Here is an 11,736-nt window from a genome sequence, read left to right as displayed (position 1 = left end):
GCGACCGCGCCGGCGCGGGCGGCCACGTCGTCCGGCAGGACCGCGAGCGTCTTCCGGGCAGCGGTCCTGGCTGCCTGCCGGAACGGACTGCGCTGCAGCGCGCTGAGGCCGATCAGCACGGCGACGGCCTCCTCCACCGTGAATCCGGCCGGCCCGAGGGTCGCGGACGCGTCGATGACGTAGCCGCCCGTGCGGCCGGGCTCCGCCCAGATCGGCAGACCCGCCTGCTGCAGCGCGGACAGGTCCCGCTCGATGGTCCGCACCGACACCTCGAACCGCTCGGCGAGACGGCGCGCGCTCCGCGGCCGGGGCGAGACCGCCCGCAGCTCCTCGACGAGCCCGTACAGACGATCGGTGCGGTTCACCCGACCATCATCCGCCCGGGCCTTCGGGGTGGCGTCCGTCGCCGGACTCACTGCGGAGAGATCTCCGCGGCAGCGGCCGCCGCGGGGCGCCTGCGGGAGGAGCCGTCCTGACGGTGGGCCGCCCCTGGGAGTCGCCCGTCTACTCCGCGAGCGCGCGCAGGTGCACCGCCGCCCAGGAGCGGAACGGCGTCCACGTCTCGGAGATCTCGTCGATCGACCGGTCGTCGCCGTAGCGCTTCGCGACTTCGTCGCTCAGCCTGCCCTCGTTGCGCGGCAGGACGTCGGGGAAGTTCGCGCCGCGGATCACGACGAGCTCGGCCGAGAACGGCCCCATCCCCAGGATGCTCTGCACCTGGACGAAGGCCTCGGCCGGCTGGAGCGAGCGCAGGTGGGAGCCGGAGAGCTGTCCGTCGAGGGCGGCCTCGGCGATCGCCTGCAGGTACTCCGCCTTGCGGTCGGGCAGGTCGAGGGACGCCGCACGCAGGACGGCCGGGGACGGGAAGGCTCCGTCATCACCGAGCTGCTGCGCGAGACGCGTCCTGACCGCCGCCGCCTGCCGGATCTGCAGCCGACGCGACAGGACCGTCCAGACCGCCGCCTCGTAGGGCGAGAAGAAGCCGCACGGCCGGAACCCGGGGAGCCGAGCCTGCACGTCCGCGATGACCTCGTCGCGCGCCGCGACGTCGGGCCAGCTGCGCCCGTCGATGTCGATGGACAGCAGCCGACGGACCTGCTCGGTCGCGGCGTCCAGGTCGCCCGGGCCCTCGACCACGATGCGGGCGGACGGCCCGTCCTGGGTGACCGCGACGTCCACTCGCTGCCAGTCGGCATCGCAGAGGAGGGCGGAGCGGATGCCCGCGGCCTGCGGCTGCGACGCGAGCCGGTTCGGGGTGAAGCCCTCCCAGAACCGCTGGGTGGTGGCCAACGACCAGGGCCCGAGGATCTCGTGAACGGTCTCGAGTCGAGTCACGGTCGGGCCTCGGGGCTCTGAGCGGCGGCAGGACCGTCGGTCCCGGAGGGGGTGGACGAGCCGTCGGGCGGTTCATCGGCGGGTGCCGCATCGGTCGACCGTTCTCCGAAGAGGAAGGCCTCGCCGTCGGAGTAATGGCTGTTCACGCTCACGTGCTCGGCGAAGCGCTCGTCCCCGAACGCCGCTGTCAGGTCGTCGGCCGAGCGCCACTGCACCTACTCGATGATCCGATCGCTCCGGAGGTCGCGGAAGAAGCTCGTCGAGACGAAGCCCTCGAGCGTTCTGATGTGACCGCGCGTCTCGCTCTCGTTGTACTCGGCCATCCATGCCTGCTTGCCCGCGACGGGCGCCAGTCGGATGATCTCGTGGGCCGCCGTCGGGGCAGCGCGCACCGGATCGACGGGAGTCGCGTCGTCCGGGCTCGCCGTCGCCGAGGTGGTGAACCGGTAGATCCCCTCGTCCACGACCCACGACGGTTCAGCGCGGCTCAGTTCCGCCGCGAAATCCTCGGCGTCGCGGCGGCTGCGCCAGAAGAGCAGCCCTAAGAGGAGCTCGGTGCCGGGGAAGGAGGGCGGGCCGAGCACGCGGCCCTGCGCCAGCCGGATCGCTCCGCCGTACCCCGTCCTCGGACGTGCGAGCGCTGCCGGCAAGGTGACCGGATCGGACCGTTCCGACCCCGCGCCGCTCGGGTGCACTTCTGCGCTGACCACGACGACGAAGGGGGACGCGTCACCGTCGACGGTGGTGCTTCGTGGGGACACTGACATGGGAGGACCTCCGGGCTTCGAGGACGCCGGAGGTTTTCAGCCCCGGATCGACACCGCCGGTGAGACGGGTCGACCACTCCGATGAGAATCGGTCAGGCGATGACGGTACACCACTTCCCTCCCGCCGCCCCGATCCCGGACGCCCGATTCGCATCCCTCGGGTGAAGCGGTCGGTCCCGCTCGGCGGTGACGGGGACAGCCGCCCGACCGGCGACCGCGGCTCAGTACTGCGCCGGCTCGTGCACCTCGACGGAGCCGTAGAGGGGGGCGCGGCGGGCGTACCGCACGGCGTCGTCCCGGGTCGGGCAGTCGAGCAGGTAGTAGCCGACGAGGGCTGACCGCTCCTCCGCTCGGGAGGGGGCCGGAGTGCCGCTTCCTCTTCGCGCCGCGGTCAGATCCGTCTCGACGGAGACGTCCCCGGAGGCGTCGGCGAAGCGTCCGGAGTCGACGAGGACGCCGTCCGCCTTCAGCGACGCGTCGTAGTCCGCCCAGGCCGCGTAGTCCTCGGGCGCATCGCCCCCGGCGTAGCTGCCGTCCGACCGCATCACGAGCATGATCTTCATCGCGCCTCCTGGTTCATCCGACCACCGTTCCCCCGGCGGCCGCCTCCGCGGTCGGATCGCCCCCGGGAACCGGCACGCCGAGCCTCCGACCATTCCGGGTCGAGGCGACCGTGCAGGGAAGGGATCGCTACGGAGCGGGATCGTCCGCGTCGAGGGCCTGCTGGAGGAGCCGGAGCGCCTTCGGCCCGACTCCGTGGAGGGTTGCGAGACGGTTGAGGCCCACCCGCCTCACGTCGTCCACATCGTGCACGCCCGCGTCCTCGAGCGCACGGGTGGCCGGGGCGCCGACGGCGGGAAGCGGTCGCGGATCCATACGTCCGACACTACGAACCGGACGACCGTGCCGACAGCCGATCATTCGGCGACTTCTGGCGGCGGGTGATTCCGGCGGCTGCCGTCACGACAGCAGCGGCGGCGAAGGCGACCATCGTGCCCAGCCCGTCGAGCAGCGCTCCGAGCCCCACTGCGCCCACGGCCTGTCCGGCGATCAGCACCACGAAGAGCAGGGCCGTGCCGGTCGCCGCGCGGTCCGAGTCGAGAGCGGCGGTCCAGGCGATGAGCGACCCGGTGGCGGCGGTGCATCCCCATCCGAAGAGCAGGCAGGCCGCGAGGGCGGACGGCGTGCCGGCGGCGAGCGCCAGGCCCAGGGTTCCCGCGGCGGCGGTCGCGGTGGTGATGGTCCACGCGGTGCGAGGCGACAGGGTACTGGTCCAGCGGGCGGTGGCGATCGTGACGGCGGAGCGCGAGCCGCTGCGTCGAGCGAGACCTGTCGTCCGCCCGGCCCGTGCTCGTGGTGCCGGAAGGCCGTCGACCGTTCCGCCGATCGGAGGTCGGCACGACGCTCCGGAGGGACTCGAGAACGAGGGACGGAGAAGACCACTGTCTCGATAGCCTCTGGATCGAGACGCCCGGTCTCACGCCCTCCTCCTGCCACCGAGGCAGGGCCCTGCAGCCCCGAGAGGACCGCTATGAGCTTCCCGCCTGTCGACTACGCCACGTACCAGGCCCTGCGTGACGAGGACATCAGCCATCCCGATGTCGAGGGAGGGGGCTGGAAGCTCGGGCACGCGACGTCCTGGGCGAGGTGGGGCGAGCGCGGTGACCTGGCCGGCCCCGTCACGGCGAGCAGTCCCGAGGAGTTCGTCGAGCTGCAGCCCATGACGACATCCGTCGTGCTGTTCGCGATCAACTGGGGCGGGAAGAACCCTCCCTCCGACCCGACGTTCTGGCAGACCTTCCATTCGCCCGGTCATCGGGGCGACGGCGCACTCCGGAACAGTGTGCGCGCCGCCTACGACGAGGTCCTCGACTCGAGTGCGCCTGTCGCCTACATGTCGGACGTCTTCAAACTGGTTCCGACCCGTGACGCGGGGGCTCTTCGGACGACTCTGCGCGACGAGCAGCAGGCGGGCAGGGACCACGTCGAACGCTGCGCCGAGCTGCTGACCTGGGAGCTGACCACCTGTCGCGAAGGAGCCGACGGCCGGACGCCGGTGGTGGTCGGCATGGGCGACGCCGCGTTCGAATGGCTGTCGGGCACAGGACCGGACACCCGGATCGCCGAAGCACTGGAGAAGGCTCTCGGACCCGACGCCCGGTCGTTCGTGAGGAGGATGCCCCACTACACGTTCGGATCGGCCACCAACCACGAGAGGACGACAGCGCTGACCCGCATCCTTCGGGAGGTTCTCGACGACCTCTGAATCCGCGGCTGATGCTCTCGCTGGTCGCGACTGCTGCCGGACTCCGGGGTCCCGACGCCCTCCTGCGGTCCGGTGCCGACGCCTCGTGGTCGTGGTCCCGGGTGGAGGGAGAGGGCGCCCGGGCGAGGTCGTCCGCTCAGGCCGCGGGAGTCGGACGCGGAGGCGCCGTACTGCCGCGTTCGACGATCTCAGGGCCGAGGAGGCGCACGACGTACGCCTCCTCGGTGTCGGTCGCGCCTTCGATCCGGCGGACGAGCTGACGCACCGCCATGCTCCCGAGCCGGTCGGGTGCGCTCTCCACGAAGGAGTAGGGGAGCGAGAAGGTGCGCGCGAACTCCTCCGAGAACCGGCCGAGCACGGAGACGTCCTCCGGGCTCCTCGTGCTCCGTGCTCCCAAAACGCTCGGAAGTGCCGCTGCGGCCGCCTCGTTGTTGACGAGCAGGCCCGTCGCCCGCGGGTGCGCGTCGAGCAGGTCTCCGAGCGCTCGGCCGACGTCCGGCTGGGTGGAGGGCGCGAACGACGTGTGCAGTCGGATGCCGTGGGCGTCGGCGGCCTCGAGAGCGGCGTCCTGCAGGCGCCAGACGTAGGCACCGCCGCGATCGACGACGTGCTGGGGCGGGGACACGAGCACGAGCTCCCGATGCCCGAGGGCGTGGAAGTGCTCGATCATCGCGCGACCGGTCTCCTCGAAGTCGAGGTCGAAGACGTCGACGCCGGAGCAGTCCCTCGGCAGGCCGACGAGGGCGCCCGGCTGCCGGGCGTTGCGCAGGATGTCCAGCCGCGGATCGTCCACGGCGACGTTGAGCAGGACGATCCCGTCGACCATGCGGGAGTCGCTGATGCGTCGCAGTGCGCTCGTGCCGTCCGCGTCGGTGACCAGCAGGATGTCGTATCCGAGCTCGCGGGCCATGTTCGAGACGCCGAGGGTGTACTGCAGCATCGCGGGGGCGAACTCGTCCTCGAGGAACTGTGCCAGCAGGCCGATGACCCGGGTCTGCGAGGTCGCCAGCGATCGCGCGCCCGCGTTGGGCGTGAACTCCAGGCGACGAGCCGCAGCGAGCACTCGCCGGCGCACTTCGGCCGAGATCGGGCGGTTGCCCGAGAACGCGTAGGACGCGGTGCTGCGGGAGACGCCCGCTTCGCGGGCGACGTCTGCGATGGTGGCCACTGTCGTTCTCCTCGGAGGCTGTCGGACGGCGAGGACCGGTCGGACTGCTGCCGGCTCTCCGCTCAGGTGCAGGAGAGCACGCGGCGGTCGCACCTCATGCTCCTGCATCCAGGGGCCGCTGCCGGTCCGGGTGGGGGGCGCCCCAGCTGCGCCCAGCCTGCCGTGGCATGCCCCGCACACGCTCGAGGCGCCCCGTACGGATACGGGGCGCCTCGAGGTCCGGGTCAGTTCAGGGTGAACTGGACGGTGGTGGTGTTCCCGGCGACGTCGTGGACGACCATGGTGTTGGCACCCTTGACCGCGCCGAAGACGCCCGGCTTGATGAAGTTCACGTCGGACCACGCGTTGTCGGTGAGATCCTTCACGCGACCGTTGATGACCGCCCTGTCGATCCTGCCCGCGTCGTACAGCTTGAAGCTCACCTGGTCGTAGACGCCCTTCTCACCGGTGGTGAAGGAGGGCTCGGTCTTGACCGTGGCCGTCGGCGCCGTGCTGTCCAGCGTCACCGCGAAGGTCTTCGTGGGCGCGATGTTGCCCGCGAGAGGCTCCGCGTTGTACTTGACGGTGTAGTTCCCGTCGGGCAGCTGGACCGGGGCCGAGTGGGATCCGGTCCTGGCTCCACCGGCGACCGGGGACTGCGTGCTCGTGACGAGCTTGCCGTCCTTGTAGATGTTGGCCACGATGCGCTTCAGTCCGCGGTCGTCCGTCGCGTCGACCTGGACGGCCAGTGCGGAGAAGGGGCCCGCCGTGGTGGGCGACACCAGCGTGACCGCCGGCTTGGTCGTGTCGGCGACGGCGACCGGCGTGAGCGTCCAGAACCGGTCGGCGGTCTGGGCGTCGGTCGCGGTGCTGGTGGTGGCTCCGTCGGTTCCGAGCACGATGGTCCCGTTCCGGTTGTTCCCCGAGGAGTCCTGGAGCGCGGCTCCGGACGCCTCGTCGAACGCGTACTGCGCGACGGTGCCCGCCGCCGCCCGGCCGCCGGCCAGAGCGGCCACGTCGGCCGCGGACAGTGCCCGGTCGTAGACGGCGAAGTCGTCGATCGCGCCGTCGTAGGCCGGGTCCCCGTACTGCGACTTGCCCAGGTAGTTCCGGTTGGTGTTCCCGAGAGCCGACGGCTTCACCGTCATGTTCGGGTTCGTGGCGACGACCGTGCCGTTGAGGTACATCGTGCCCTGCGTGCCCGAGACGGTGACGACCACGTTCGACCACTGGTTGAGCGGGAAGTTCTGACCGCCGTAGGTCAGTCGCTGCTCGCCTCCGGCGCCGGTGTTCGTGATGGCGAACCGCGGTCCGGCACCCCCGGCGTTGAGAGTGAGGAACATGTTGACGTTCTGGCCCGTGACGAAGTCGAAGACGCTGGAGTATTTCATCAGCGACGCACGCTTGATCTAGGTACAGACGGACCCGTCGCCAGTGACTCCTGTGTCGATGACGCTGGGGAGCGACCCGTACGACGCCGTCTTGCAGAAGTCCAGTGCCGTGCCGAACCTGCCCGGCTGGCGGGCTCCGCTGACCTGGCAGTTGGAGGTCGGTGCGCCGTCGGACCACTGGATGACCGCAGCGCCCGCGTCCTTGCTCAGGTTGAGGACCCCGAGCGTCTTGCCCGTCGCGTAGTTCGCGAGGCGGACCTTCCCCTTCCCGTCGGGGATGAGCTGCCACAGCTGCTCGTCTCCGCCGTTCGCGTCGGCGATCACCGCGGCTGCTCCGTTGGACGCTGCGGCGCCGGCGATGGTCAGGGCGCGTCCGCTGGGGGTGTGGACGACGCGGTAGAGGCCCTGGCCCGCTGCCGTGATCCTCCACGCCTGTCCGGTCGCGGTCGCGGAGTCGGCCTGGACGACCGGCGTCCCGTTCGCGGTCGCGCCGCCCTGCGTGGCGAGCTGCAGACCGGAGTTCGCGTTGCCCACGGTGTAGTCGCCCGCCAGGCTGGTCGGGCTCTTCTCCGGGGTGACGATCACCTGGTAGCCGTAGGTCGGATTCATCACGATGGGCACCGTGATCGATCCGTCGGCGGCGACCTCGTAGGTCGTGTTCGAGATGGTGACCGGGCCGTCGGTCTTCACCGTGCGGCCGTAGGAGGCGGTGAAGTCCACCTGGACGTCGACCTTCGAGCCGAGCGACAGCTCGTCGAGCCCGTTGACCTTGATGGACGTGGCTCCGGTGTTGCCGCCGGCGATGACGCGCACTTCGTCGCCCTCGTCGCTGACGGAGGCGGCGCCGTCGAGCGGGCTCTCGTTCGACGGCGGCGTGGTGGTCACCATCTGGCCGGTCATCTGGGCGTACCAGGTGTAGAGCCAGTACGCGCCGTTGGGGTCGCCGTTCCGTCCGGTGAGGAGGTCGCCCAGGGCGCCCGACTGGTTCCAGAACGGGAGCTCGGCGCGGGTGATCCCGTAGCGCTCGAGCTTCGCGATGTACCCGACCAGCGGGCCGGACAGGCCGACCTCGGCGGGTGCCGCGTACTCGGTGATGTCGATGGGCGGCTCGGGGAGGTCGAGGTCGTCGAGGATGGCCCGGACCTTCTCGACGTCGCCCTTGATCTTCGAGGAGCGGATCAGCTCGTGCCACTCGAGGACGTCCGGGAGGGTGTCGGTCGCCTTCGCGTGCTCGTAGAACGCGCGCATGTTCGTGATGTTGTCGGAGTAGGCGGGGCCCTGGATCGGCATCTCGGGGTCGAGGGTGCGGATCAGACGGTAGGTCTCGGTCCAGAGATCGAAGAAGGAGCCGTTCGACGCCTGCCAGGTGATGTCGGGCTCGTTCCAGATGGCATAGGCGACGATGTTCGTCTTGCCGGATGCCTGCGTGTCCTCGACCATTTTCTCGACGGCCGGGAGCCAGGAGGCCTTGTCGTATCGATAGGGCCAGCCGGGCAGGTAGTCCACCAGGCGGACGACGACGCCCGCACCGGCCGACTTCGCGGTGTCGGCGACCGACAGGGCGTCACCGGTCGGCTGCTGGGTGCCCCCCTCGGGCTTCTGCACGAAGGTGTGCGGCTTGATGGGAAGGATCTTGTCGAGGGACGGGACGCCGGCGCTCGCCAGTCCGTACAGGGACCCGCTGGCCATGTGAGTGACGGGACGGAAGGGCTGGTCGGCCTCCACGACGAGCGTGGCTGCGGCTCCGGGTGCCGCTTCCGCGGGAGCGCCTACGGCGAGGACGCTCCCCGCTGCGACGACCGCCGCTGAGACGACTGCTGCGAGGACACGACGCCCGCGGATCCGACGGCGCTGTCGCCGGTCGGCATCCGTGGGAGGCGTCTCGCGTAGAGCGATGGATCTGTTCATCTGCTGTATCTCCATTGATCGAGCGATTGGTCGAACCTGTCCGCCCAGTGCTGCATAGATCATCGAACCGGTTCGATGTGGATTAAAGCATTAACTGGCCGAGGCCTCAATACCTCTGAGCTCTTCGAGCCTTTTGCGCCTGATGCGACATGATGCGTTCGTATCTTTCCGACACCTCTGCACCAGAAGTTGCGAAAGCTTATGCGGACCGTCGAGTGACGCAGGAAAGAGCTGTTGACGGCGTCTCGTCCTGGGCGCGTCTCACGGGGAGGACCGTGCGGGAGCGGATCCTGGCTGTGCCGCATCGTCGAAGGTCTCGACCCGGTCCGTTCACCGGGGCGGGGTCGAGGGAGAAGCCCCTCCGCCGCGACGAGCGGCAGAGCAGCGACCCTCAAGCGGTTCGGACCTCTACCGTTGCACCCGTGCCTCTCCTTCTCGCCGACCTGCTGTCGTGAGAGCGCTCGTCGCCTGGCTCGAGCGCCGCCAGATCCCGCTCTACCTCGCCGCGATCGCCGCCGGCGCCGCTCTCGGACTGCTGCTGCCCGCCGCGCACCACCTCGAGGTCGCGATCGAACCGGTGCTCGCGCTGCTGCTGTTCGCCACGTTCCTCGGGGTCCCGTTCGCCGCGATCGGACGATCTCTGCGCGACGGCCGCTTCCTCGCCGCGGTCGGGGTGCTGAACTTCGTCGTCGTGCCGCTCGTCGCCTACGGGCTGTCCCGATTCGTCGCCGACACTCCGGTGCTGCTGTTCGGGGTCCTCCTGGTGCTCCTGACGCCGTGCATCGACTACGTGATCGTGTTCGCCGGGCTCGCCGGAGGGGCGTCCGACCGACTGCTCGCCGCCGCACCGCTGCTGATGCTCGCGCAGATCCTCCTCCTCCCCGTGTATCTGCTGCTCTTCATCGGTCCTGCGGGGGTGGCGGTGGTCGACGCCGGTCCGTTCGCGCGGGCGTTCCTGCTGCTGATCGTGGTGCCGTTGTCCGCGGCCGGGCTGGTGCAGGCCCTCGCGCGCCGACACGTGTCCGGCCGGATCGTCGAGTCCACGATGCTCGGGCTCATGGTGCCGCTCATGACGGCCACGCTCTTCACCGTCGTCGCCTCCCAGGCCGGCGCCGTGGGCGCCTCGGCCGGCCGGCTTCTCGTCCTCGTCCCGCTCTACGCGGGATTCCTCGTGGTCATGACCGCTCTGGGGCTGGGTGCTGGACGCGTCTTCCGACTCGACGTGACCGCGACGCGCGCCCTCGTGTTCAGCGGCGCGACCCGCAACTCGCTCGTCGTGCTGCCCCTCGCACTCGCGCTCCCGGCACCGCTGTCGCTCGCGCCCGTCGTCGTCGTCACGCAGACCCTCGTGGAACTCGTCGGCATGGTCGTCCTCGTCCGACTGCTCCCTCGGCTCGCCCGAGACCGAGCAGTGCGGGCCGGCCCGGTCTGACGCGGACTCACCAGCACCCGAGACGACTCGGGCCTGCAGAAGGGCCGCCCGGGGAGTCGCCCGGGACGTGCTCGCTGGTCAGTCCTTCTCCGGTCTGCCCGCAGTCCCCGCGTCAGCGGGCTCATCGGCCGGGGCGACAGGAGCTGCGGACTCGACCGCGGTGGGCTGGACCTCGGCTGATCTCGCATTCCTGGCGGCGAGGCGCTTCTTCTGGGACTTGCCGGTGCTGAACGGGCTCACCCACAGCCAGGAGAAGCGCCGCAGCGACTGGAAGATGAACAGCGACGCCCAGAGGGAGAACACCGTCAGGGCGACCGGGAAGACCGTCGCCGGAAGGGGTGGGACATTCGTCTCGCCGAGCAGGGGGACGAATGCGACGACGACCGCGATCACGAAGAGGTGCAGGAGGTAGATCTGGAAGCTCTGCTGCCCCATGGTGACGAAGATCTTCAGTGCGCGGACCTTGACGAGGTACTGGGAGCCGGCGATGCCCGCGATGATCGCGACCGAACTGGCGATCAGGATGACGCCCGGAATGCGGTTGGCGTCGAAGGCGACGATCACCGCGATGATGCCGAGGTAGGCCACCGCGAGCGCGAGCGCCTGCCAGAGCTTCACGCGAGCGGCGAAGCGGTAGAACGTGCGGGGGATGAACATCGCCACGAGGAAGAAGATGAAGTTCTGGAGCACCCGGTCCCAGCCGATGTTGTCGGTGTCCAGCAGGCCGGTGGTCCGCGCCGCTACGGGCAGCAGCCCGGCCACCGAGAGCTGGATCCACCGGGGCACCTTGCGGATCAGCCAGGCGAGGATGCTGAAGATCGCGAGAGCCCAGATGAACCAGTAGCTGCTCGACGGCAGGATGGGGAGCACCAGCACGTTGAGCGGGTCCGTCGGCGAGGTCGCCTCCGACCGTGAGAACGGGACGATGAGGTAGAAGACGACCCGGATGAACGACCACAGCAGGTAGAGGTACACCAGCGCGAGAACTCGGCGGCGCCACAGTTCGGCGAACGTCCACGTCAGCATCCGGGCGGCCGTGAGGCCCGCGATGAAGAAGAACACGGGCATGGGGAAGTAGAGGAGCACGGTCCGGAGCTTCGGGACGTACCCCGCGAGGTCGAAGAATCCGAGGAACAACGACGAGTGGTAGAGCACGACGAGGCTGATCGCGACGCCCTTGGCGAAGTCGATCCACTCCCGCGACTCGGGGCGCTTCACCACGGCGCCGGTCGCACTCGACCCGGTCATCCGCCGCTCCTCGCGTGGGCGCACACGGCGCGATCACTGTTCACCGATTGCTGCGGATCCATTGCGCCCCCAAGATGTCGAATTCGAACCGGATGCGGATGAGCCCCCGGTTCATTCCCCGTACGGGTCCTGAGAGTACGGGAAAGTTTCCGATCACGGACGAGTCGATGGAGTATCGAGGCGGCAAGGGAAGTCCGGACGCCTCGCCGCCGCCTGTCCGCGGAGATCGCCCGTCCGATCCC

The 11,736-nt window shown here is 69.9% G+C and carries 13 protein-coding genes; 2 read left to right on the top strand and 11 right to left on the bottom strand.

Features of this window, described 5'->3' with window-relative positions; all coding sequences use genetic code 11:
• The 7 genes from C5C33_RS02350 to C5C33_RS18345 all read right to left on the bottom strand — a co-directional run.
• Nucleotides 1-365 (bottom strand): YafY family protein (locus C5C33_RS02350; protein WP_146079673.1); only part of this gene is annotated, 365 nt, incomplete at its 3' end.
• A gap of 139 nt (nt 366-504) precedes the next feature.
• A complete protein-coding gene (locus tag C5C33_RS02345; protein WP_104260308.1) occupies nt 505-1,335 on the bottom strand; it encodes a DNA-3-methyladenine glycosylase in 831 nt (276 codons plus the stop codon).
• Complete coding sequence (locus C5C33_RS02340) at nt 1,332-1,550, bottom strand: hypothetical protein (RefSeq protein WP_104260240.1); 219 nt, start codon at nt 1,548-1,550, stop codon at nt 1,332-1,334. The genes C5C33_RS02345 and C5C33_RS02340 overlap by 4 nt, the downstream gene beginning before the upstream one ends.
• The gene (locus C5C33_RS02335) at nt 1,551-2,096 is read right to left on the bottom strand and encodes a hypothetical protein (RefSeq protein WP_181136169.1); all 546 of its coding nucleotides are present in this window, start codon (nt 2,094-2,096) and stop codon (nt 1,551-1,553) included.
• Nucleotides 2,097-2,323: 227 nt separating this feature from the next.
• Nucleotides 2,324-2,665, bottom strand: a complete 342-nt coding sequence (locus C5C33_RS02330; protein WP_181136170.1) for a YciI family protein — start codon at nt 2,663-2,665, stop codon at nt 2,324-2,326.
• Between the two features lie 127 nt (nt 2,666-2,792).
• Nucleotides 2,793-2,978: a DNA-binding protein gene (locus tag C5C33_RS02325; protein ID WP_104260307.1), complete on the bottom strand. Its 186-nt coding sequence runs from the start codon at nt 2,976-2,978 to the stop codon at nt 2,793-2,795.
• Between the two features lie 10 nt (nt 2,979-2,988).
• Nucleotides 2,989-3,162 (bottom strand): hypothetical protein, encoded by a 174-nt coding sequence (locus C5C33_RS18345; protein ID WP_181069175.1) that lies wholly within the window; start codon nt 3,160-3,162, stop codon nt 2,989-2,991.
• Nucleotides 3,163-3,633: 471 nt separating this feature from the next.
• On the opposite strand from C5C33_RS18345, the gene C5C33_RS02320 reads away from it, so the two are divergent.
• The gene (locus C5C33_RS02320) at nt 3,634-4,368 is read left to right on the top strand and encodes a hypothetical protein (protein WP_104223263.1); all 735 of its coding nucleotides are present in this window, start codon (nt 3,634-3,636) and stop codon (nt 4,366-4,368) included.
• A gap of 136 nt (nt 4,369-4,504) precedes the next feature.
• Here C5C33_RS02320 and C5C33_RS02315 read toward each other — a convergent pair whose 3' ends face one another.
• The 3 genes from C5C33_RS02315 to C5C33_RS02305 form a co-directional block, all read right to left on the bottom strand.
• Nucleotides 4,505-5,536 carry a LacI family DNA-binding transcriptional regulator gene (locus C5C33_RS02315; protein ID WP_104260243.1) on the bottom strand — a complete coding sequence of 344 codons (1,032 nt, stop codon included), beginning with the start codon at nt 5,534-5,536 and terminating at the stop codon, nt 4,505-4,507.
• A 224-nt stretch (nt 5,537-5,760) separates the two neighbouring features.
• A complete protein-coding gene (locus C5C33_RS02310) occupies nt 5,761-6,909 on the bottom strand; it encodes a LamG domain-containing protein (protein ID WP_374953816.1) in 1,149 nt (382 codons plus the stop codon).
• A gap of 15 nt (nt 6,910-6,924) precedes the next feature.
• Entirely contained in the window at nt 6,925-8,595 is a 1,671-nt protein-coding gene (locus C5C33_RS02305; protein ID WP_219814932.1) for an RICIN domain-containing protein, read from the bottom strand.
• A 670-nt stretch (nt 8,596-9,265) separates the two neighbouring features.
• On the opposite strand from C5C33_RS02305, the gene C5C33_RS02300 reads away from it, so the two are divergent.
• A complete protein-coding gene (locus C5C33_RS02300) occupies nt 9,266-10,246 on the top strand; it encodes an arsenic resistance protein (RefSeq protein WP_104260245.1) in 981 nt (326 codons plus the stop codon).
• 78 nt (nt 10,247-10,324) lie between these two features.
• Here C5C33_RS02300 and C5C33_RS02295 read toward each other — a convergent pair whose 3' ends face one another.
• Complete coding sequence (locus C5C33_RS02295) at nt 10,325-11,494, bottom strand: acyltransferase (protein WP_104260304.1); 1,170 nt, start codon at nt 11,492-11,494, stop codon at nt 10,325-10,327.
• Between the last annotated feature and the right edge of the window lie 242 nt (nt 11,495-11,736).

This window comes from Rathayibacter sp. AY1H3, from assembly GCF_002932015.1.
This window is presented reverse-complemented; position numbering and strand designations above follow the sequence as displayed.

Bases quoted from the DNA above. Each gene is read 5' to 3' on its own strand.
- C5C33_RS02320 (WP_104223263.1), top strand. From the start codon at position 3,634: ATGAGCTTCCCGCCTGTCGACTACGCCACGTACCAGGCCCTGCGTGAC.
- C5C33_RS02325 (WP_104260307.1), bottom strand. From the start codon at position 2,978: ATGGATCCGCGACCGCTTCCCGCCGTCGGCGCCCCGGCCACCCGTGCG.
- C5C33_RS02305 (WP_219814932.1), bottom strand. From the start codon at position 8,595: ATGGCCAGCGGGTCCCTGTACGGACTGGCGAGCGCCGGCGTCCCGTCC.
- C5C33_RS02295 (WP_104260304.1), bottom strand. From the start codon at position 11,494: ATGACCGGGTCGAGTGCGACCGGCGCCGTGGTGAAGCGCCCCGAGTCG.
- C5C33_RS02330 (WP_181136170.1), bottom strand. From the start codon at position 2,665: ATGAAGATCATGCTCGTGATGCGGTCGGACGGCAGCTACGCCGGGGGC.